General features: G+C 45.3%; 23 protein-coding genes. 10 read left to right on the top strand and 13 right to left on the bottom strand.

Annotated elements, in window-relative coordinates; translation table 11 throughout:
* Positions 1-94 precede the first annotated feature (94 nt).
* From MHH82_RS05455 to MHH82_RS05440, 4 genes are all read right to left on the bottom strand, one after another.
* Positions 95-532: a hypothetical protein gene (locus tag MHH82_RS05455; protein WP_340964086.1), complete on the bottom strand. Its 438-nt coding sequence runs from the start codon at positions 530-532 to the stop codon at positions 95-97.
* A gap of 441 nt (positions 533-973) precedes the next feature.
* Positions 974-1693 carry a hypothetical protein gene (locus MHH82_RS05450; protein WP_340964083.1) on the bottom strand — a complete coding sequence of 240 codons (720 nt, stop codon included), beginning with the start codon at positions 1691-1693 and terminating at the stop codon, positions 974-976.
* A 5-nt stretch (positions 1694-1698) separates the two neighbouring features.
* Complete coding sequence (locus tag MHH82_RS05445; RefSeq protein ID WP_340964081.1) at positions 1699-2814, bottom strand: WXG100 family type VII secretion target; 1116 nt, start codon at positions 2812-2814, stop codon at positions 1699-1701.
* A gap of 284 nt (positions 2815-3098) precedes the next feature.
* Positions 3099-3614: a DUF4241 domain-containing protein gene (locus MHH82_RS05440; RefSeq protein WP_340964079.1), complete on the bottom strand. Its 516-nt coding sequence runs from the start codon at positions 3612-3614 to the stop codon at positions 3099-3101.
* A 231-nt stretch (positions 3615-3845) separates the two neighbouring features.
* Here MHH82_RS05440 and guaD point away from each other — a divergent pair, with 231 nt between their 5' ends.
* Together guaD and MHH82_RS05430 are read left to right on the top strand one after the other, a co-directional pair.
* Positions 3846-5210 (top strand): guanine deaminase, encoded by a 1365-nt coding sequence (guaD, locus tag MHH82_RS05435; protein ID WP_340964078.1) that lies wholly within the window; start codon positions 3846-3848, stop codon positions 5208-5210.
* Positions 5211-5266: 56 nt separating this feature from the next.
* Positions 5267-6619, top strand: coding sequence for a uracil-xanthine permease family protein (locus tag MHH82_RS05430; RefSeq protein ID WP_340964075.1), 1353 nt, complete (start codon positions 5267-5269; stop codon positions 6617-6619).
* A 148-nt stretch (positions 6620-6767) separates the two neighbouring features.
* Here the strand turns inward: MHH82_RS05430 and MHH82_RS05425 are convergent, their stop codons facing one another.
* On the bottom strand, positions 6768-7193 hold the full coding sequence (locus MHH82_RS05425) for a DUF6157 family protein (protein WP_340964072.1): 426 nt from the start codon (positions 7191-7193) through the stop codon (positions 6768-6770).
* 256 nt (positions 7194-7449) lie between these two features.
* On the opposite strand from MHH82_RS05425, the gene MHH82_RS05420 reads away from it, so the two are divergent.
* On the top strand, positions 7450-8319 hold the full coding sequence (locus tag MHH82_RS05420) for a helix-turn-helix transcriptional regulator (RefSeq protein ID WP_340964069.1): 870 nt from the start codon (positions 7450-7452) through the stop codon (positions 8317-8319).
* An 82-nt stretch (positions 8320-8401) separates the two neighbouring features.
* On the opposite strand, the gene MHH82_RS05415 is transcribed toward MHH82_RS05420, so the two are convergent.
* Complete coding sequence (locus MHH82_RS05415; RefSeq protein ID WP_340964066.1) at positions 8402-9118, bottom strand: hypothetical protein; 717 nt, start codon at positions 9116-9118, stop codon at positions 8402-8404.
* Positions 9119-10548: 1430 nt separating this feature from the next.
* On the opposite strand from MHH82_RS05415, the gene MHH82_RS05410 reads away from it, so the two are divergent.
* Positions 10549-10905 carry a hypothetical protein gene (locus tag MHH82_RS05410; RefSeq protein WP_332296525.1) on the top strand — a complete coding sequence of 119 codons (357 nt, stop codon included), beginning with the start codon at positions 10549-10551 and terminating at the stop codon, positions 10903-10905.
* Positions 10906-11398: 493 nt separating this feature from the next.
* Here MHH82_RS05410 and MHH82_RS05405 read toward each other — a convergent pair whose 3' ends face one another.
* Positions 11399-12136, bottom strand: a complete 738-nt coding sequence (locus MHH82_RS05405; RefSeq protein ID WP_340964058.1) for an SMI1/KNR4 family protein — start codon at positions 12134-12136, stop codon at positions 11399-11401.
* A gap of 112 nt (positions 12137-12248) precedes the next feature.
* Positions 12249-12716: a hypothetical protein gene (locus MHH82_RS05400; RefSeq protein ID WP_340964056.1), complete on the bottom strand. Its 468-nt coding sequence runs from the start codon at positions 12714-12716 to the stop codon at positions 12249-12251.
* Between the two features lie 287 nt (positions 12717-13003).
* On the opposite strand from MHH82_RS05400, the gene ssuC reads away from it, so the two are divergent.
* The 6 genes from ssuC (at position 13004) to MHH82_RS05370 (ending at position 18894) form a co-directional block, all read left to right on the top strand.
* Positions 13004-13783, top strand: a complete 780-nt coding sequence (ssuC, locus tag MHH82_RS05395; protein ID WP_340964053.1) for an aliphatic sulfonate ABC transporter permease SsuC — start codon at positions 13004-13006, stop codon at positions 13781-13783.
* A 13-nt stretch (positions 13784-13796) separates the two neighbouring features.
* On the top strand, positions 13797-14594 hold the full coding sequence (locus MHH82_RS05390; RefSeq protein ID WP_340964051.1) for an ATP-binding cassette domain-containing protein: 798 nt from the start codon (positions 13797-13799) through the stop codon (positions 14592-14594).
* A gap of 229 nt (positions 14595-14823) precedes the next feature.
* Positions 14824-15840, top strand: coding sequence for an ABC transporter substrate-binding protein (locus tag MHH82_RS05385; protein ID WP_340964050.1), 1017 nt, complete (start codon positions 14824-14826; stop codon positions 15838-15840).
* The gene (locus MHH82_RS05380; RefSeq protein ID WP_340964048.1) at positions 15837-16736 is read left to right on the top strand and encodes an aliphatic sulfonate ABC transporter substrate-binding protein; all 900 of its coding nucleotides are present in this window, start codon (positions 15837-15839) and stop codon (positions 16734-16736) included. The genes MHH82_RS05385 and MHH82_RS05380 overlap by 4 nt, the downstream gene beginning before the upstream one ends.
* 1 nt (position 16737) lies before the next feature.
* A complete protein-coding gene (locus MHH82_RS05375; protein ID WP_340964045.1) occupies positions 16738-17880 on the top strand; it encodes an LLM class flavin-dependent oxidoreductase in 1143 nt (380 codons plus the stop codon).
* A 27-nt stretch (positions 17881-17907) separates the two neighbouring features.
* A complete protein-coding gene (locus MHH82_RS05370; protein WP_340964043.1) occupies positions 17908-18894 on the top strand; it encodes an ABC transporter substrate-binding protein in 987 nt (328 codons plus the stop codon).
* A gap of 221 nt (positions 18895-19115) precedes the next feature.
* On the opposite strand, the gene MHH82_RS05365 is transcribed toward MHH82_RS05370, so the two are convergent.
* From MHH82_RS05365 to MHH82_RS05345, 5 genes are all read right to left on the bottom strand, one after another.
* Positions 19116-19625: a hypothetical protein gene (locus MHH82_RS05365; RefSeq protein WP_192569623.1), complete on the bottom strand. Its 510-nt coding sequence runs from the start codon at positions 19623-19625 to the stop codon at positions 19116-19118.
* A 34-nt stretch (positions 19626-19659) separates the two neighbouring features.
* Positions 19660-19995, bottom strand: coding sequence for a hypothetical protein (locus MHH82_RS05360; protein ID WP_340964038.1), 336 nt, complete (start codon positions 19993-19995; stop codon positions 19660-19662).
* A 21-nt stretch (positions 19996-20016) separates the two neighbouring features.
* Complete coding sequence (locus MHH82_RS05355; RefSeq protein WP_261979580.1) at positions 20017-20106, bottom strand: polymorphic toxin type 50 domain-containing protein; 90 nt, start codon at positions 20104-20106, stop codon at positions 20017-20019.
* A gap of 511 nt (positions 20107-20617) precedes the next feature.
* Positions 20618-20947 carry a hypothetical protein gene (locus tag MHH82_RS05350; RefSeq protein ID WP_012819198.1) on the bottom strand — a complete coding sequence of 110 codons (330 nt, stop codon included), beginning with the start codon at positions 20945-20947 and terminating at the stop codon, positions 20618-20620.
* The gene (locus tag MHH82_RS05345) at positions 20947-22212 is read right to left on the bottom strand and encodes a WXG100 family type VII secretion target (RefSeq protein WP_340964029.1); all 1266 of its coding nucleotides are present in this window, start codon (positions 22210-22212) and stop codon (positions 20947-20949) included. Before MHH82_RS05345 ends, MHH82_RS05350 begins: the two co-directional genes overlap by 1 nt.
* Positions 22213-22684: the final 472 nt, after the last annotated feature.

Raw genomic sequence — 22684 nt, 5'->3', positions numbered from 1 at the left:
CCAAACTCCATTTTAAACATCAAAAAACATTTGTTACTGTTGGGTTAATGGTCACAATAGAGTTGCTTGCTAAGAAGCAACTCTATAAGTTACTTTAGTTTTTCCTTTTAGACCAGTAACCTTCGATTTCATTAATCGCATTTATTGCACCTGCTCTGATGCTACTGTTTTTGTGTTCTAAATACTTGCTTAGATAGGGTAAATACTCCTTTTTGAAAGTAAAGCTTAGTATCGTCAATGCGGAATGGAGACACTCCTCAGGCAGACGTTCAAGATTGTCAGCTAAAATATCGAAATTTGTCCCCTCAATGTTTTTATAAGTTGCTGCGGATAGTACTGTACTAAATACTTCTTCCTTCATATCTAAACTCTCTTCTTTAATACCGAAATGGAGTAATACTGTAACTATATCATTGAAATTTTCAATTGAATTGTTATAGGATTCGAAAATATCACAAAAGTGGCTTAATATCTCTGTTTTTTCCTCGGTGGTCGATCCAGAGAGTGTTGCCTTTAGTTCTTCTATATTCAATTATTTCGCCTCATTCAATATTATGGAGTAAAGGGAATATGCGTATCATTAGCAATTGACTCATCATAATGAGGACTGTTTTCTCTTAGGACTTCTCTTTATGAAAGTTCCCTTCAGAATCCATTGTCCATTTCCATTTTGGGTTAACTTGCTTAACTTCTACTCTACTCAGGTATGGAGCAGGAAGCGGTCATAATTTTTTAAAATTCCCCCCACATGGATCAAACAAGATAAAATACACTCCCATAGATTGCACGTGCAAAAAGACTTATTCCTAACCATTTTGCGGCGCAAGAAAAGCGAAAATAAAAAAACAGGTCACATCATTAACCTGTTTTATGTAAGTCTATTGCGTAAATTTTGATAGTGGTGAAGTAAAGCGGTTCATTCAGTACTGGACAGCCAACCAAACTTTACCAAGGGGTAATCGTTTTTTCAAGCTCACATATAGTCTACTACATTTATTATAGTGTCTCTTAGAGCAATATAATTCGGTTCATCATAAGGCAATGCTTGTTCGTAAATTTCCATAAAAGCATTTTTCAATTCCGATTCCTCAGCCAAATCATCGTCCATTTTCTCAAGCAATTCAAAAAAATTGCAAAGTTTTATACATAAGTCTGCGTTAACAGCTTCATTTTCAACTACTTGGTACATGCCATCTGGTAGTAGATGTTTACTAGCATTATATATTACAATCCCCAACATCTCATTATTCTGTAGAACAACCGAAAAGTCTGAGGTCAATTTTATTTCAATGGATTGGCTTGTTCCGTTCCATTTATCTGAATATGACAGTAATATATCATCTTCAAAATAGTACTCGGCAAAATCCGATAACTTACAATTAAAATTCCTCTTCTCACTTATTTTGATGTTCCCAACCTTCTCTTCAACCAAGTTTATATCCATTCCACCTTTTTTTACTGCTATCGGCTCATTTAACTTTATTACTGCTCCTATAAAATCCAAGTCCTCCTCATTAAATAATATAGTATCCGCTTCAGACCACAACCAATTAAAACTTCCATAGCTTGTATTTTTTAGTTCTTCAATTTCATTGTAATTCTTCTCCTTACCAATCCATACAATTTGACTCGTCAGGTACCATCTAACCTCTGTATTACTTAAAGACTGTTTAACATCAATATTAATTTTCATATTTTTCATGGTAATATTTGAGTAGCAGGGGGCAAAGCCCCTCCACCAGGAGTTGGGATGGTTCCATTTACAATTGCCTCATTTGTAACGGGCATTCCTGGTTCTGTGGCTTTACCACCAAAAATTGCAGCACCACTTTCTCCTCTTGCTCCATCCGGTCCATAACTGGTAATTGTATTTCCTTTGGAACTCCCTTTGCTTTCTACTATTACCACATTTCCTCCCTTCCTATAGATATAGTTCTGTGAATTATTACCTGCTACATAAACCGCATCAGGATTAGATAGTATTTCTAACTCCTTTTCTTTTCCGAGTCGGCCATGATAGTTACTTGCGTATTTAATTTTTCCTTCTTTGGCTTTCTTGCTAATATCATTTGCTGATTTTGCAAGTTTTTCAAAACCTTTTGGTATACCGCCATTCCCCGACCCCTCAACCTTCCCCCCATCCCCACCCGAATCATGCTTCAGGTGCGGGTGAGTCTTCACGCCGATCCGGCGTGTGGCTAAACCGGCCATGATCATGGCAGCCTGCTGTCCCATATAATTGGACGCGCCGCCCGACGCCTCAACGTCTGCGGCGAATTTCTCCTGGGTATCGGCATCAAAAATCATTTTGCCTCCCCAGACCGCCGTGTCGATGATCTCTTCCGCCGTCCCGATAGTTGCATTATAGGCCATGTCCTTGGCAGTGCCAAGCGGGTCTTCCACCAAGGACGTAGCCGTATCCTTTACCGAATTTGCTACGGATTTCGCCCCGGTCTGCAGCCCCTGCCAGAAGTCCCCCGCATGGTCCCAGAACGTTTTGGGCTCGTTCGCAGCGCCCGCTGCCGATGCCGCCATCATGATATCTTCACGCATATCAGCTGAGATGAACCGGTAAGCAATGGCCTTCAATTCCTGGCCAATGATCCGTAAATGTTCAATCGTTTTATTCATTTCGCCATGGGCACGCTGAAAATCTTCGAAAAACCGCGAACGGGTCGTTCCTTCCCACGAAGACATCATATACGTAATCTGCTGGTCCAGCCGATTCTTGGTCGTCTCCAGTTCTTCCGCTGCCCTGGCGGCTTCCTCCGATACCCGAATCAACACCTCAGGCGGGACAAGTATTCTAGGCATTTGCATCCTCTCCAACGTTTCATTGGACCTTATTGTATCCATCTTCTAGGATATGGAAAAGGTTCCAGAGTCCTTCATATTGAAGGTATTGGAGTATGCCAGTTGGATGAAGCAAAGCCTTCATCCTTCCATATGGTACAGAAGCCCCAATATGCCTCTATTCTCTCTAGTATAGTGACAGGCTTGGTTGGCATCATGGTGTATCCCTAATAAAACAGCCATAAAAGTGTTACCTTCCATGACTGTTTATACTTGCTCTTATTCATTTTTCCGTTAGCGCTCGACTACTTCTTAATAAACACAATTTTCACGCCAACCACCTGATCCTGCTCATTCACGGCCTTATACACGCCGTATGCACCATCACCGATGCCGGTACGAGATACGACGCCCCCATCCAGGACACCTGCTTCTTCCCCGCTCTCGGTGATGTCGCAGCAGGCATAATACCAGTCCGTATCCGTGTCCGAGCTATCCGATGCTGAATTCGCATCCGGAATTCGGTACTTCTGAACATCAAAAATCCCCGCCTGCCCGCTGTCCACTCCAGCCACAAAAGGACACTTGATCCACTCCAGAAATGCCCCCTGTTCTGCTACCGAGTGATGGTAAGCCGTCAGCTTGGCGTTGGCTTCGCCCCAGTCCGGGATCTCCACCTTCTCCACTTCCCCTACCCACGTTCCATTCAATACGGCTTCCAACACGCCCATGATAATAATGTTCGTATCCAATTCATAACAAGGATCGGCCACAACCAATTGTCCGGAATTCACTTCAAAATGGCCCAGTTGAATGTTCAATGAAGATACCTCCAATAACAGCGTATGATGGTTCTATTTTAGCACGTATGAAATAATCAGACTCTATTTTCAACCTAGCCCCTCATGATTCCACAACGACATCTCCTCAATCCTAGCAGTCACCTGATTTGTTCCACGTTCCATCTATTCGTCTTTAAACTATGGACATCTCTTTTTTAACGAACTATAATGACAAAAGCGCTCCAAAAAACGAACATTAAGGCGGTAAACATGAGTAAATATATGTTATTATTTCAAGGGACTTCTTTTTCAAGCAAATCCCCCAAAGAAATTCAAGTATTGAGAGACTATCTTTACTGCGTCAACACGGACGGCATGATTGAGCGAGTCGTGGCACCGGAAGATGCCGACTATCAATCCTTGCTGGATACGTATCAAGGCACGGACAGCTTTCACCGACTAGAGGAAGGGCAGTATTTCCTGCCTGGCTTTGTCGATTTGCATGTTCACGCCCCGCAATGGGCTCAATCCGGAACCGCATTGGACATTCCACTCTATGATTGGCTGAATACCTATACGTTCCCGCTGGAATCCAAATTCTCCGATCTGGAGTTTGCGCAAAAGGTTTACGACGATGTGGTAAGCACCCTGCTGGCCAACGGAACAACGACAGCCCTTTATTTTGCCACGGTGCATAAAGAAGCCAGTTTGTTGTTAGCCCAAATCTGTGCGAGCAAGGGCCAGCGCGGACTTGTCGGAAAGGTCGTCATGGACGACCCCGAGCAGAATCCGGATTACTACCGCGATGCGGACACATCCACCGCACTGGCGGATACGGAGGAATTTATCATCGCTGTACAGGAACTCGCCAAAACCACAAAACAAGGCGTGTATCCCGTCGTCACCCCACGCTTCATTCCAAGCTGTACGGATGAGGGGCTGAAGGGTCTAGGCGAGCTGGCAGCCAAATACGATACGTATGTGCAGTCCCACTGCAGCGAAAGCGATTGGGCGCACGGGTATGTGAAAGAGCGATTCCAGAAAAACGATGCGTTTGCCTTGCATGATTTTGGCCTGCTGCGCGATAAATCGGTCATGGCTCATTGTAATTTCCTTGATGATCAGGATGCCGAATTGTTCGCTGACACGGGCACCGCGATCGCGCACTGCCCGATATCCAACGCGTATTTCGCTAACAGCGTCATCCCGGTCGCTCGCTTCCATGCTAAAAATGTGGAGATTGGTTTAGGCTCGGATCTATCCGGCGGCTTCTCGCCCAGCCTCTTCGATAATATAAGGCAAGCCGTGATGTCTTCGCGGATGCTGGAAGATGGCGTGAACACCTCTCTTCCTGCGGAAGCTCGCGGGGTACCCGACTCGCGGATTACGGTCCATGAGGCATTCTATCTGGCTACGGCCGGGGGCGGTGAAAGTCTGAGCCTGCCAATCGGTCGCATTCAAGAAAACTACGCGTGGGATGTGCAGGTGATCGATACGAGACTTCCATCTGCGAAGCTGCCGATTTTTGACGAGTTTGAAGACATACAAGATATTTTTCAGAAGATCATGTATCTGGCACGGCCTGAGCATATCCGCGAGGTGTGGGTGCAAGGGGAAAAGGTTCATACGCGTTAAGAAAATAGAGGTTGTTCAACAAGCAATTCATCCTAACATTCGAGGTGTCCAGCGGAGTGAAAACACAAGCAGAAGAGCTAAATGACACGCAAACAAAATCACAGCATTTAACGGTTCCGCCCGACGGCAAAATATCTTTCGGAAAATCCGCCATTCTCGGTTTACAGCATGTCGTCGCGATGGACGTCTATGTTGTCCCTTTCCTGATTGCCATGCTTATCGGCTTAGCGCCCAATCAATCTAGCGCATTGATTCAATCCACGTTTATTGCGGCCGGGCTTGCCACGATCGTGCAAACGTATTTCTGTATGAAGCTGCCGATGGCGCAAGGCCCTTCCTATGTTCCGCTCGGCGCGATTGTCGCGATATATGCCGCCAGCGGCGGCGGAGAGATGGGTTGGAGTTCGGTGCTGGGCGCGAGCTTAATTGGCGCGATCCTCGTGATTATTTTGGGGTATACAGGAATCTTCAATAAAATCGTTACTTCCTTCATCCCGCCTATTGTCGGGGGCACGATCATCTTCATCGTGGGTCTGTCCTTATTGCCTGTTGCCATTCGAGACAATATCTACGGCGCCACGGACGCAACCATCAATCAGAACGTGCTGCTGGCCCTGATCTCAGCGGCTGCACTCATCCTGTTCGTGATCCTGGGTTCTTTGTTCCGCACGAGAGGCGCGATATTCCGCGTTACGTCCGTGATGGTCGCGTTAATTATCGGATGTATCTCGGCCAACTTTATGGGGGTGCTGGATTTCAGCGCTGTCGCAAACGCCAAGTGGTTCAGCATGCCGCAGATTCCGTTTAAGGATTTTGGCTTCTCCTTCGACTTCTCGGCGATCATCACCATGATCATTATTTATCTCGTCCTGCTGGCAGAAACGACGGGTACATGGTTTGCCATCAGCAATGTCATTGATAAACCGTTAACGGATAAGAACATTAACCGTGGGGTTGTTGGTGAAGGGATTAGCTGCCTGATTGCTTCGGGACTCGGCTCCACGCCGGTTACCGGCTATTCCACCAATGCGGGCATTATCTCCATCACGGGTGTGGCCAGTCGTCGGGTCTTCCTGGCGGTAGGCGGATGGTTTGTTCTCTTCGGCTGCTCCGGCAAATTGGCCGCGCTGATCTCTTCGATCCCAACCGCGGTCATCGGCGGCGTATTCGCCATCGTCTGCGGCATCATCTCGATTAACGGGATCCAGGTCATGAAGAACGTAAAAATCGGCGAAAAAGAAATGTACATTATCGCCATCCCGATGATTTTGACGTTAGCGTTAGTACTTATTCCTAAAGATTTCTTGTACACACTGCCTACGTTCGTGCAGTATTTACTCGGATCACCGATTCTGGCTGCTTCGCTTGCAGCGATCTTGTTGAATAAATTGCTGCCGAGTGCGAAGTAGGTTGTAGGGCGAGGCAATTGGAGTTATATGTAAGTTAAATGGTGCTGCCCCTAAAGAGACTACGTTTGTCGTAGGCTTTAGGGGTGGTTTTTTTGTATGGGTGACACAGATCAAATCAAACATGTGTTTACTGAACCTGTGATTGCACTCACTTCTTCTTGTTTCTCATGGCGGCGAGCAGCTTCACCTTCCCGTTGGCTCCTTCCACAAAGCGCCAATAGTCGGGGGATTCCACCGGAACGATCGCGATTTGCCCCTTCGCATTAAAATGAATACCCCACCCGTATTTCTTCGGGAGCATCGATGCTCTCAAGCATGGTTGCGGCTTCATATAAAACTCGTCTCGAATCTGGTTCCCTCTCTCAGCTAACTCCGTCTCCGGAATGTTCTTGTGCCGGATATGCACTTCGTACAAGAGCTCCTCTTGGGTATAGCCGTACGGATGATTCGTGATTAACTCAAACTCGATGCCCGGCTTGGTTTTTCCGTCTTTCTTGTCCGGCGGCTGCGTTCCGGTCTCAACAGGGCAATCTGCAGCAACGGTAATAAACGTATCATAGTAATTCCAATCCATTTTCGTTCCTCCTAATCCAATATGTATAGCACCGCTCATAACACATCGACTTATTTATAACCAATTATAACCCCTTATCCCTGACAGAATCGGTCAGTCATTCTGACCGTTTTTTCGTATTTCCCCCCCTAATTCTATGCAAATAATGAGGAGCCTCTGTTTAACAATTCGCGAATTGCGAATTGCCTTCTAAGCGGTATAACGCGTGTGGTATACTTAGCACAAAAAATTACTGCGGGTGACGAAGGGAGTTAGTATGAACCATCATAGGATAATAGAGCAAGCATTGATTCATATTGAGGAGAATTTAGAACAGCCTTTATCCGTGTCATCCGTTGCTCTTACTTTCAATATGTCTAAATATTATTTTCATAGGCTTTTCTCTGCCATGATGGGCTGTTCGTTAAATCAGTACATCCTATCTAGAAGATTGAATGCCGCTTTATCACTCATTTATAACAACAACTTGTCGCTAACCGATATTGCTTATCAGTTAGCCTTTGGTACGCAAGCCTCATTCACCCGGGCATTCAAACAACATTACGGAGTAGCTCCGAGTTCGCTAAGAGCAGGGTCCAAAAAAATCTCTCCGACTCCAATACCTACTGTGGTTAAAAGACCATTTAAAAATATGAATGGTGATGTCGTCACGGATTTCACACTGACAGAGTTCAAAGAGACCCGAATAAGCGGGATTGCCTTTGAAGTAGACCTAGCCACTGATGATTACAAGAAGAAGATTCACTCTCATTCCAAAATGCTGTTGAATCATATTGATGACAACATAAATGGTTCTTGTTTTGTCATTTATTCAAACTGTCAACCCAATTCAACCCGGTTCAAAGTTCTGTTCGGAATCCCAAGTGACATTCAAATTCATGAACGCTTTTATTTCACGGTTGATGTACCGACTATTTTTTGTGCGAGGTTCAACTATTTTGGCGACCTGCTTGATATTGGAGAAGTGCTCAAAACAGACTATGCAAGATTCTTAAAGATTTCCAAGCAAGAGTCTGATCAATCGGATATTGAACTTATCCAGGTTTTTAATGACGTCCACAATCTGGATTCAACCTACCATATCTATGCACCAATCAAGAAACTCCCTGACGATCTGGAAATTTAATGTTGCACCGAGGAGCCAAACCGTCAGAGGAACTATATTTTCATCCAAATAGGGAAGATCGAAGACATCTCTAACTCGCTGCTTACTTACGTTCCGACCAAATAATATATCCGATCCATATAAGAGCAACTCCCATCGGTATCGCCAATGCCCGATCAAACGGATGGGGGATGATTGCAGCAGCAATGGTCACTACTGAAGCGAATGCCAGCAGAATTGCTGCAAGGCGAGGGAAGACTCTGGCACGTAATGTGGCGATGCCTAGCAACAGACCTCCTAGCATATACAATACTCCCGCGAGCGGCGCTAATATTGGGAAGATCCCCAGATTAGCCTCGCTAACCGTTCCTCCAAAGAGCCCAGCCATTCCTTCCACGAACTTCCCAGCATCATTTGTCAACAACGGCAAAACGAATGCTTCGATGAAACTAAAAATGATTGAGATTAACCAGAACAGATTGAACAAAAGGAAACCGACCAAGCCAAGCCACCCCGCTTCTTTCGCTTGGCTTATATAGAATCCCGTAATTCCGATCAGGTTAAAGAGCGACATAGCCATAGTCAGGCATGCAACCACTACCCAAGAGTTTGTGTGCACAGAAGAGATATCATCTGTCGGGTGGATAAACTGAATGACGATATATAGTATCCCTGCTATTACTGCCATAAATCCTGACCACCGTTTGAGAACATGTGGTGTTATTATTGATTTACTTCCCTCTTTATTGTGCTCTATATTCACGATGATTCCTCCACTTCTAGGTATTAATAACATGATCGCCAAGTCTTTTCTCGACATGACAGGTTTTGACTCCAACCAACATTGAGGTTATTTTGAATTTTTTCGCTACGGCCCCTTCCTTATTATGTTTGTCGAATATAACTTAACAAATATAGCCAGCCCTTACTTTTCAAATCTTGCTGTAATTGGTGAAGGGATCGTAAGGAATCTTAAAACGAAAAAAGCACCTCTCTCGAGATGCAAACGAATTTATAATATATTATCCCCATTCACTCTATTGGACCGTAACCAACCATTCTCCGTTACTTGGGGTACGGTTCACCGCGCATAATCTTAAACTATCCTGCCTGTTGCTTAATGAGGTCGAATAACACTAGACATATATCTTACCCTGATATGAATACACGTCCTTTTCTAATTCAACTAGCAATGTAAGTTCTTGTCCTCAACTCGGGACAAAAACTTGTGCTATCTGCAAAAGGATCTCTAGCATCCTAAAAATTTTTTTTATCTAAACACGTAACTTCCAGTCGCTTTTGGTTGTTATTAAGCATTATTGGAGAAATTAAGAAAAGAGCATGGTATATTCATTAAACCTAATAATATACAACTCAAAAGGAGTATTGGTCTTGATTCAATCCAAGAAACTATATGTGATGGCCTTAGCAACTTTTCTTTTTACTTTTGTTGGCATCATAGGCACCAATTCTGAAATTCATGCCTCAAATTCAGATCAATTTGTAAAAAGTCCCGTACCAGAAGTGATAAAAAAATATGTTAACTCGATTAATAATATAAGGATTGGGATAGTTACGTTAATTTATATTCTCCTGATAACCGGTTAACAGATTTCCCAGGTGAAGAACAACAAAAAAACCGTACCGGAATTCTTTCGGTCGATTCTATTGAAATAGCAGAAATTAAAGAAATATCCAAAAAGGACATAAATGAAATTCAACCCTATTTTAATGATATCGATAGGGAGTTATATCAAGATATTAAATATTTTTATATCGGGTTAGATTATAATGTTCAAAACGAAAATGAGTTTTTCTACAATGGAGCTAGGTATCAAACATTTGCTGTTGGTAAATTAAATGGAGTGGAATACATTTTAGGAAATGAGTTTGTTTATAATTTCGACAAACTTGAGACACTCGGATATACTTTTGATTCAGTTGCTGAGTATGAAGCCATAATCAGGGAAAAAAGAAGGCTTGGAGGTAATGATAATCCTTTGAATAATGGTGGAATACAACCTCGAAGTGCGATTAATTCAATAATTGTATTACCATTTTATATTACGGCCATAGGTCCTTTGAAAGTCCTTGTCTTGACTATAAAAAAGATGCACATCACGTACCTCCTGTTACATACCAAGTAATGGTGACCAATTTGAACGATTTTGCGATTTCTGGAAATGGATATATTGATGGTATTTTCTAAGTTTTTTAACAATTAATAAGATCTTAGAAGGGGTGATGATCATGAATAAGAAGCGTTTAAGAATATCTATAATCATAACATCATGTTGTCTTGTATTAATGGGCGCATTTTTTATAATCAGAGAACTTATAGATACTAAGCAAGTTGTAGACTCGACTATTAATGACACCACTCCTCCAAAAGAAGCATTACCAGATTGGAAAATGGAATACGATAGAAAAGCTCGAACAGAACCGGTGGAAAGTGTAGTAACTGAACATGGAGAATTTTATTATGCACCTTTTCCAAAACAATTTCCACGAGAGGAAGTTGTTAGAGGAGATCTTGGTGAGGAAGTGACCGAAGATACAAAACAGTTGATAATAAGAGGATATTATTACGAGAAAAAACAAGAATAATATCATCGTATACGGCAACAGCCCAGGAAGGCGTCGACGACACGATTGAACCGCTTGAGCAGGTACGGTCCTTTCTTGAGATCTGAATGCCACAGCAGATTACGATGGCACTGTTGTAAGCGCCTACGGTATCAGATACATGAGTATATGACGTGTCATGTAGCCTCGCTGAGCCGTAAAAACGCGAGACAAAACTTTTAAGTTTTGGTCTCGCGTTTTAGTTTCAAAAACCAAACCGGGACGTCACTTCTACTCCAATACGGTTCCCAGCTTGTCAAAACAAAAAGAAATAGGCCGCCCTAGGCAAGGGTGACGACCTATTTCTGAACCTTGTACATCTTACCGCCCTTCAAAGCGGTGTTGTCAGAAGTGAGGATGTTAGCAGCACCCTCACACCACTTATATACATATTGTACCATAAAATTATCCATCAAATAGGTTCGTTCTATCCGCTACTTCTTACTTGCTTCCTCTTACCTGCCCCCTCGATCCCTCACTGAGCTGACAGATTCGTTCGAAATGAAGGCAAGTCAGTTGCCTTCCCCATCTCGTTCAGCAAATTCTCCATGCTCTCTCGCTTAAAGGACGCCAGGTAAACAGCCAACAGTTCATCCGTCTCCTCTTCGGATACGTCAAGTTCAAACACGATCAGCACATCGTCCTTCAGATAGATTTTCCATGCATTCAGTTCTGATCCTTCCTCCATCTCATGCTCCGGTTCCTTCAGACGCATATATCTGCGATAGTCGGACAAGCTCCACATGCTTTCATCGAAAATAGCCCAATACGGCAGCCGATCCTCAACGCCCAACTGAACGAGTCCCTTGCCAGCGAGAAAACGTTGAAGCGATCGATTTTCCAGCTGCCAGTCGGGAGAGTTCCACGCGCACAAATAGACCGGTGGATCTTCCTGTTCCAAATCCTGAAGTCGGATCCCGCAATATATTACGGACTCCTCTACTTGATAGAAGATCAGAAATGCCTTATCTGTCGTAAAAAATGTATCATCAGGAATAAATACATCCTGCAGAGGGAGCGGTTCATATTGATTATTGCACCCTTGGGTGATATATGGGGAACGTCCCAAAATCTTATAATATTCCCGCAGCACCGTCGGCAATGGAAAACCCAGGCTCTGTTCCTTTGCTTGAATGTCCGCCTCAGAAATGCCGTGGTACTCCTTGTGATGCTCTCCTAATACGCGGAGAAGTCCTTCGATTGTTGCTTTCATTTAGTTGGGTCAACCTCCTCAATGTATATCGTTCAACAAGCTTCTGCGAGTTCTTCTAGAGAATATTGATACGCTTCGCAACAAATACAATCTAATTTATTCAATCTAACAATCATGAATTGAATAAGTCTGATGCTGAAACCTTTTTCCAGCCTTCAAGTCCTACTAAATTTAATATCCGTTCTTTTTCTGAAGCATCAAATTTGTCCGTATCTTTTTTAAGACTCCGTTCAAATTCCTTCATGTACTGCTCATTACTCGTATCAGTAACGTACATATAATAGACATCTTGGATCGTATCTCCGTTGCGAAATTGAAACTGAAAGACATACATTTGTTTAATTTCTTGAATTTTAGGCAGTTGTTCGGGTTCCCCACTCTGTGCCCATTGTGCGGCATTCCTAAGCAAATCAGGGTCACTTTGAACATTGATCAGTTCGGGTTGAACGCGATGGGTATCGTTACGATACAAATAGATATTTACCATCTCCAACGAGCCGGATTCTTCTATTCGATCCGGGTTTCTTGGCGAACAGGAAGTTATGAGCAACGTAACAAGAAGAAGATACAACATGTTCATATAAAATACTCCTACATATCATCTTAAACTCAAGTACGTATTTTCCGTAAGAGAGAATTTGCATTACACCATATTTTAACATAACCACTTCCATGGACTCGCATATTTCCGGTTGACGAAACCAAAATCGGGAAGTATAATCAAATCCATATTAAACTTATAGGAATTATTAAACATTAAATGATACCGACCATTCAAATGGAGGTCACAGCCTCAGCAGATATTGTGCTGGCGTTGTGGCCTTTTATTTTTTGATCCTATTTTTGAAGGCCAGGTGAGTAGAAGTGATGAGAAAGCTCATGTCCAATCCGTTCATCGGAAAATGTTTGCCTTGGGTTCTCCCCATCTTACTAATCGTTGTGTGGGCTATATTATCCAATCTTGACGTGATTTCGAGGAAAATCCTCCCCCTGCCTCAAGACGTTTTATTTTCTTTCAGGGATTTGCTGTTATCTGGAAAGTTAATCGAACACATCGCCATCAGTTTCCAAAGAGCGTTCATTGGTTTCTTAATCGGCGGGGGGATCGGTCTTGTACTGGGCTTTATCAACGGCTTATCGTCCATCGCCGAAAAATTGTTGGATACCACGATTCAAATGGTACGCAATGTTCCTCATCTGGCGATGATTCCCCTAGTCGTTCTATGGTTTGGTATTGGCGAAGAGTCGAAAATATTCCTGGTCGCGGTTGGCGTGTTATTTCCGGTCTACATCAATACCTTGCACGGCATCCGCTCCGTGGATAACGGATTGATCGAAATGGGCAGTGTATACGGACTGCGCACCGCTTCGCTCTTCTGGAAAATCGTTCTGCCTGGCGCCCTGCCTTCCATTCTGGTCGGACTCCGCTACGCTTTAGGCATCATGTGGTTGACCCTGATCGTATCCGAAACGATTGCTACGAATTCGGGCATCGGCTTTCTGGCCATGAATGCAAGAGAATACATGCAAACCGATATCATTCTGCTGACCATTGTGCTGTATGCCTTATTTGGAAAGCTGGCCGATTCCATCGCGAAGCTCTTAGAGAGGCGGTTCTTACGATGGAACCCGAATTATCACAACTAAGCCCTGAAAGGATGTGTCGACCCTGAAATCCTCTACCCACGGTGTACATCTTCGTATAACCCAATTACAGAAAAGCTTTGGCGAACAGCCTGTACTTCGAGGCATTGAGCTGGACGTGAAGCCGGGAGAGTTCATAGCCATCATCGGGCGAAGCGGCTGTGGGAAAAGCACGCTATTGCGCGTGATCGCCGGATTGGAGCCCGCCACGTCGGGAGGCATATGGATCAATGACCATCCGGTCCACCATGTGCAAACCGAGACCCGGATGATGTTTCAAGACGCCATGCTGCTGCCCTGGAATAAGGTCATCGATAACGTAGCGATCGGACTTCGAAAAGAAGACCGTCATAAAGCGGAAGCCGCTTTAGATCAGGTTGGGCTCGGTGCCCGGGCCAATGAATGGCCGTCCGTGCTCTCCGGCGGTCAGAAACAACGAGTCGCCTTAGCAAGAGCATTAGCCAGCCATCCCAAATTATTGCTGCTCGATGAACCTTTAGGAGCATTGGACGCATTGACCCGCATTGAAATGCAGCAATTAATCGAATCACTGTGGCAGCAGCAGCCATTTACGACCGTTTTAATTACGCACGATGTCGAAGAGGCTGTCGTCTTGGCCGATCGCGTGGTGCTCATTGAGGAAGGGCGGATTGCGATGGATCGAGCCGTCCCTTTCCCGCGCCCCCGTCAACGGGGAAATGCCGAAGTGGCAGCATTCATCGATCACATCCTGAAACGAGTCATGGGCATAACCGAAGTGGAAAGCCGACATGAAACAGAAGACCTCCCCTATCCCTTAAAGAAAGGGTCATAGGTATCTGACACCATCCCGCTTGGGAGGGGATTTCGATCACCATTTCTTGAAGGAGGTGGATCACAAGCGAGCGTTTGACCGGACGTGAAATCGTAAGAAAAACGTCTATCGACGTACTTTCAAAGAAGACAGACCGCGTTTAGCGGTAGTTTTTCTTGCGATATCAGGCAGCAGATTCACCGAAGTTTATATTTTCTGATATCTAGAAAAAGAAAGGAGCCCAGAAAGCATGCCCAACATCGATAACCCGCAAGAAATCGTGAAGGAAATTAGGATTACACGCTGCCCGGTTCCGACAGCAGCCAGTTTGGCCCTCGATCTCGGGCTGCTTCATCAGGAGCTAGAAAAGTCCGGATGTACGGCGGCGGAACTAACGAGAGACACCCGTCAAGCTTTGCCTGACGCGCATTTTAATCACACCTTGCCTTTCCTGGTGCGGGAAGGAGGCAACATTCCGGCTTTATGGGCACGCTCAAACGGGAGCGATACGCGGCTGATCGGACTAAGTTGGGTCGATGAATATCAAGCCATTCTTACCCTACCCGACTCGGATATTCAGGAGCCTGGCGATCTGCGCGGAAGACGAATCGGGATTCCTCGTCATCGGTATTTAGAGATTGATTTTCGGGCTGCCCAAGCGCTTCGCGGTTTTCATAATGCCCTCTCGCTTGCGAATCTAGCGCTGAATGACGTCAACATCATTGATCTTGAAGCCGTTCGCGAAGGAAGACGGGATTCGTGGAATACCGAAATCGAGGCGCTGCAGCGGCGCGAGATCGATGCTGTTTTTGTCAAAGGAGCTACCGGGCTGGAGGCCGCCCGTACGGTCGGCCTAAAGGAAGTGATCGAGCTTGGGTTCCATCCGGATCCGCTGGTGCGAGTCAACAATGGCGTCCCCAGAACCGTGACCGTCGATACGGCCTTGACGGAGCAGGAGCATATCGTGGAACAGATTCTCACTTCTCTGCTTCGTGCCGCCGATTGGTCCAAAGATCATCCCGATGATTTCATTCGGGTCGTTACGAAGGAAACCGGCGCTTCATCCGAATATGTAGCCTCCGCTTATCGTAATATTTCGCTTCGACCGGCACTACGGGAAGACTATTTAACAGCGCTTGATGCCCAGAGCAGGTTCCTGTTCGAGCATGGTTTCCTCCCGCATCCCGTAAACGTATGGGACTGGATTCTTCCAGAACCGTTAGCCGCGGCTGAACAAAACATTGCCAAAGGAGTGTCTCTCACATGACTCAAACGAAAGCAGACGTAACCATCGGCGTTCATCCCAATAATCATTCGTTATTCGTATTGCGCCGCTTAGGCTTTTTGGAAGGGATTCTTAATGACCACAACGCATCCGTTGCCTGGGTTGATTACACCGACGGAGCGAGGACGCCTCTGCGGATCGCTTCCGGCGAAATCGACTTCGGAGGTACAGGGTCTACCCCGCCGTTAACCGCGCAGGCTTCGGATATCGATATTGTATACGTTGCGGTATCGAATCCTCGTACAGCCAGCGGCGCCTTAGTCGTGCGCAAGGAATCGCCGGTGCAATCCGTTGCGGATTTGAAAGGCTTGCGCATTGCGCTGTCCGAAGGGTCCTGGCATACGAGTTTTCTGGCAACCGCGCTCGATAAGGCAGGCCTTTTATATGATGATGTCGCCCGTGCGGATATAGGCAATGAGGGAGCAAAGGCACTACTGGCCGGCGAAGTGGAGGCTTGGGTCGGCAACGATCCGCAGCTGACGGAGCTGCATAACAAAGGTCTCGTTCGCACGCTGGTGCCGCTTGAGTCCCATATCTCTCACCGTTCCGTATGGTTTGCCAGCCGGGATTTCGCGACGAATCAGCCGCAGCTGCTCCAGGCCGTCGTTGAGGCGCTGCAGCAAGCAGATCAATGGATTCAAGACAACACGCGCGAAGCGGCGGAGCTGTTTGCCCGGGACTTACCCGATTGGCCTTCCGTGGATTCATGGGAAGCCGCGCTTCGGCGGAGACCTTGGGGGCTGCAGCCGATTACCGAGGAATTCATATCTGAACAGCAGCGGGTTGCCGATCTGTTAGCACGCCAGCATATTTTGCCGAAAGACATTATCGTTTCAGATGCCGTTCTGCCCGTACCCGTAGAAATTGGAGGAGAATAGAATGGCTGCACATAAAGAGAACGTTGAAGTGTACTGGTATTTAACCGCGCCGGATGGACGCAGTCCTTGGTCAACGGAGGGTGCGCGCAAAATCGATTTGCCTTACCTGGGGCAGATTGCCTCGGCTGTCGACCAATTGGGATTTACCGGCGCATTGCTGGCCACGGGCCCGCATGATACGTGGGTGCTAGGCTCCTCCCTCATTTCCAGCACGAACAACATGCGTTTTCTAATCGCTGTTCATCCGCCGCTGATTTCCCCCGTGCTCGCCGCGAAAATGACGCAAACCTTCGATGATTTCTCCGGTGGACGCGTATTATTAAACATCGTGAACGGGAACACGGCACAAATGCGCGCCTATGGTTCAACGCTTGGGCATGATGAACGTTATGCCTACACGGATGAATGGATTCAGGTGTGGAAACAAGCGGTGGCCGGAGAAAGCCTGGATTTCCATGGCAAGTATATTACCGCTGAAGGCAAAGCCTTACAGCTCTCTTCCACGCAGAAGCCAACGCCGCCCCTGTGGTTCGGCGGATCGTCGCAAGCGGCCCACCTCGCGGCAGCCAAGCATATCGATACGTACCTGAGCTGGGGCGAAACGCCTCCGCAGGTCGCCGAGAAGATCAAAGATCTTCAAGCTTTAGCTGCTGAACAAGGGCGTACTATGCGGTATGGCATCCGGCTGTATCTAATCGTGCGCGATACGGACGAAGAAGCATGGCAAGAAGCGGATCGGCTGCTCAAAACGATGGATCCGCACACCGTGGAGCATATGCAAAACGTTCTGCGAAACAGCGATTCGGTGGGGCAGCAACGCATGCTACGCAATCACAACGGCCAAATTCCTAAAGACGCGAGGGAGCTCGAAATTTATCCGGATTTATGGGCCGGGATGAGTCTGGTACGACCAGGTCCGGGCACCACGATCGTTGGCAGTCCGGCAACCGTGCTGGCGCGCTTAAGAGAGTATCAGGATGCGGGCATTTCAACGTTTATTTTCTCCGGCGTTCCGCTGCTTGAAGAAGCTTACCGTGTAGGAGAATCCATCCTGCCCCATCTACGCGTTAACCATCAGGACGTGACCACACCGAAGCAAGAAGAACAGGAGAAGGTCTTCACGTGGGCTCATAACATCCACTAAATGATCCGGCAAAAAGGGAAGTGTCCTATGCGAAAAATAAGCTTACATGTACTATTAGTAATTCTGTTAGTTACGTTATCGGCTTGCGGTAAAGCCGGCCAAGCAAAACAAGCCAATGCTGAGGATGAGGCCGTAGCCGTTCGACTTGGCATACTGCGCAGTGCCCAGCCATTAAGTTTATCCGAGGAAGGCGGGCCCCTGTATAAAAGACTGGAAGCAGCCGGAGCGAGCATTGAAAAAACCGGCGGTTTCGCGGCCATGTCGCCAGCGATCGAGGCGTTAAACGCCGGTTCGATCGATATTACGATCGGCTCGATTACGGCAGCCATCAGCGCCCTTGTCGGGGGCTCCTCGGAATTTACGATTTTTACGAAGCAGCCTGGCGATCAAGATAATCAAGGCATTGTAGCCAAGCCGGAAGCCGACATCAAGGGGCCATCCGATCTCCGAGGCAAGAAGATCGCCGTCAACCGCGGCGGCACGGGCGAATACTTACTATACAAAGCACTGGAGAAAGGCGGACTCGATGCAAGCGAAGTCGAGATTGTCTATCTTCCGCCAACGGAAGCGGGACCTGCTTTTGAAAGCGGGCAAGTCGATGCTTGGGCGACATGGGGTTCGTTCACGGCCGTGGCGCTTGTCGACTTCGGTGCAGAGCTGGTCATTTCCGCAGGCGACATCGAATCCGAGAATGATACGGTGTATATTGTGCGAAACGGATTCCTGAAGGAGCATCCTGAGCTCGTCCATGAAGTGTTCGAAGGCTTGAATGAAGAGTCCGCCCTTCTATCCGACGACGTCGATCACACCGTCCAATTAATTCAGGACATCCAAGGCGTCTCCGAACCCGTCGCGCGTCAGCAGCTGGAAGGCTCTTTATACCCGTTTGACCCGATTGATGACACCGTCCGCCAACGTTGGCAAGCGGTCGCCGATTATATGTTTGAGAAAGGGATTATTCCGAATGAAGTGGATGTCCTATCCAATACGGTGGATGTGAGGACGTTGAAGTGAAGCTGCTTGAGGAAGCTTAGAGGAGCGATGAGCATCAGGCATTGTTCGGTAAAAATTCCAATATTCAACCCTTCGAGGGCACGAGGTCAGTTGGGGACTTGGTGCCTTTTTTTTCTTAAACGATTGACCTAGAATTGAACCACAAAAGAAGTAGGTCGCCCGTAATCGGATAACGCCCCCTATCTACACGCTACGTTGTTCCATCTTAGTTGTCATTTAAATTATTTAAATTTCGTTAACTCTTCATAGTTCGTAATTTTAAGTTTGATTTTCCCTTCTTGATGAATGTTATTTTGATAATAAATTTCTGTAATCAGCTCAGAGATCTTTCTTGAATCTTGGACCATTTGATTGAATACTTCCTGATCAGCTTCAGTTATTTCCTCTGTTTCATTATAGTTAGAAGATATTGCGCTAATTTTTGTATTCATTTTATTGGCAATAGGAACTAATAACTCTGTCGATACTCCCGAATCTATAACTTTAGAATAGCCCTCTACACGATATAGCCGATTATTTATCTCCTGAATGCTTTTACCATCCAAATCTTGAAAGTTGCCAAGATTATGATAAAAATTCCAGACTTCAAATACGGAATTACCTATTATAGATTCCAGTTTCATTTTTAAATCTCTATCGTTTTTGATGTTTTGATTAATCAAAAGTATAGAAAAGATAATCAATGTTATTACAGAGAAAGAAATCAGAATATTCTTAGTTCTTTTTCTCAATCCGCTTGCCCCCTTTCGCCTTCCCGAATACTAATTATAAATTTCCCCTTTCCCATACTTTCTTTCCGTCGATTAAATTTACTGAACTTGGTGGATCTTCATAGAGAGAAATCTCAACCAATGAACTTTTTCCTTCTTTCAACCAATTATATACACTACCTTCGTTAATAGAAGGATAGGATAAAATTTGATTTACTTGAAATGCAGTTGCATAATATTCTGCGTACTCGGGATCATCATCATCTAATCCATTATCTGTCTCAAAAAATGTGTCTGTTTTGCCTACAATGCTTAATCCACTGTCCCACTCTAATATGATTTCTACACCTTCATACTCTCTTAATGTTTTAAATAAAGAATCTGCTTCCATAGACATCCTCTTTCTTATTTTTTATTCTGATGGTTTAGCTGGTACTATATGAGCACCATCTTTTCCATAGTGTATCATCCCTCTATGAGTCTCTATACTTCCGTGACTCATTCGCCTCTATAAACGTTATGATGAAGCCTTATTTAAAGTTGATAAAGAATTAATTAAACAAACCCCCACCATTTTCAAATAACAATGATAGGGGTCTGTTCATTAAAATGTACAACCTAATTGCTTACTAGTCCGCTATATTGATGACGTTATCTTTAACCTGATAAATGATATATTTATGATTCCATTGTTGCACGGTAACAATCGTTTCTTCATTTCCCTTTTCAAAAAAATAATTAGAGCCTTCTTGCTGGACATAGCTCCATCCTTCACTGCTCATTCGCTCTTTTAGAAGCTCAACGGAACGATCCTCTCTTGCATGAAAGATGAATTTGCTTGGCTTCGTTATCTCCCGGCCGATTAACGGGCGATGCGTGGTGCACGGCGGGCAGAATATTTCCGAAATAGGCACGGCTGTTTAATAGCCACTAATCAACCCCTGGTAGGTTAGCCAAACATAGGTATAATGTTTTATTCGGCACTGGGTAGCCCCACCAGTACTTATTGAAACCTAGCCAATAAACACTACTGCCCCTTCTCTTCGAAAAGCGATAGGAAGTTCAGCTTCAAGTAATTCAATTCTTTCAATTATCTTATCTTGTTTTTCGCTGGGTAAATTTGTTTTTGCCCACTCCTTTATCTGGGATAGCTCCTTCATCACAAAAGGCAAGTCTTCCTTCTCCATATCTAATCCAACGGAAAAAACATTAATCCATTCTAAGTTCAGTTCTTCAATAGCAGGTATCCAACATTCTTCGAAAAAAGCTTCTGATGCTACAGGAATATAAAATTTTTCCTCGAACTCGTTTTCTGAGTTTAATATCATAGCTGCAATAGACATTAATCTTTCCCTCCAAATATTGCTTCAAATGTGTGGTCAGGAAATTCTTTTCTTAGTTGATTTAGGCTGTTCTCGACTGCCTGCCTTAGTTCAGGTGTATCTCCGTCTAATCTAAAGACGAACTTACGGATATTTTGGATTTGGTCTAGTGAAGGTACATCCGGTGTACCATTTTTTGTCGGTCTAGTTGCAATAGCTTCTTCCAGGTTAACTATCCTTTTTCTAGTCTTATCTAGTATTTGCTTATCAGCAAACTGCTGAGGAGTTTGGGCAGGTAACCCTGTCTTAGGATTTACTATATTTAATCCTTTAGCTGTTTTATCTTCATAAAAAACACCGTTCTTCAAATCGATTTCGTCTAACTCACCGATTGGTCTTCCATTCTTATCAACAATTTCTACTTCTTTTACCGGTTTAACATTACCGGCACCCTCATCCCCCGACTTCCTACCGTCACCACTAGCGCCACTATCACCGCCACCAAGATCATCATGCTTATTATTCAGCGGGCCTCTACCCCTAATTCCAGCACGGTTGAGAATAGCGCCTCCAAGGATCATAGCCGACTGTTGACCCAAGTAATTGGACCAGCCGCCTGCTGAATCGACTTCTTTCATGGTGTCTGCCACGATTTTTTCACGATATTCGTTACTAAAAACCATTCGGCCAGCCCATACAGCTGTGTCCCAAATATCCTCGACCGTCCCGATGGTTGCATTATAGAGCATCTCTTGCCCGGTTCCAAGCGGATCTTCGTACAAGGATATCGCCGTATCCTTTAACGAGTTCCCGAACTGGGCGGCTCCGAGCTTTACGCCCTCCCATAGTTCCCCTGCTTCTTGCTTCACTGTGTCCCATGCCTTCCCGGCTTCCTGCTGCACCGAATTCCAGGCTTCCTCCGCTTTTCTCCCGGCATCCTCTACGGCACTATGGCCTGCGGGTCCCCTCATCATAGGGAATGCTCCCAGCACATGCCCAGCAACTTGGATCGGTTGTCTCCGCTCATCTGCTGACTTAAATCGTTGGGCAATCCCTTTCAGCTCCAAGCTTGTACGCTGGATATGCTCCGTGGTTTGCGTCATCTCCCGATGCGCCTGCTGAAAATCCGCGTAAAAACGGGATCTCGTCGTACCTTCCCACCCAGACTCCAGCATATGGATGTTCTGATTCAGCATGTGTATCATCGCTTCCAGCTGTTCATGCGCCCTGGAGCATTGCTCTGCAACGCGCAGCAACATCTCCGGTGTGACCAAAATTCTACTCATAACAACCTCTCCATCTTGCTTTCGGGATTGAACCCGATCTCCGATCATAGTTAACTTAAATATTTTACTCTACTTGAATTATATGGAAAAGGTTCTCAAGGCCTTGCTATGTCACTTAAAACTAGGATCTTTTTCTCAGTAGATACAGGACTTTATTACGAGCGGAATTCCCAATAACATGACCATTATTATAGGAGTTCTAGGATGAAGGGAGTCACGGAACATGACATACTGTAAAAAAAGGGTGGGAATAGATGGATTAATTTATCCTTTATTGTTCTCGCCCTGCTTGCTTGCACTGAATATCTGTTTAGAAAAGAATTATTTGTACTTGTCCTTAGGTATCAATGGAACACCGGAAATACTACTGTATTCCTACCGACGATGATCGGTGAATCCCTTTCAACCAATTCCTTAAAGTTTACACCCTTATAACCATACTCATGTAATAATGACTTGGTAACCTTTTCCC

The sequence above is a fragment of the Bacillus sp. FSL K6-6540 genome (assembly GCF_038007545.1).
Note: the sequence above shows the minus strand (reverse complement) of the source record. Positions and strands in the feature narration are given on the sequence as shown.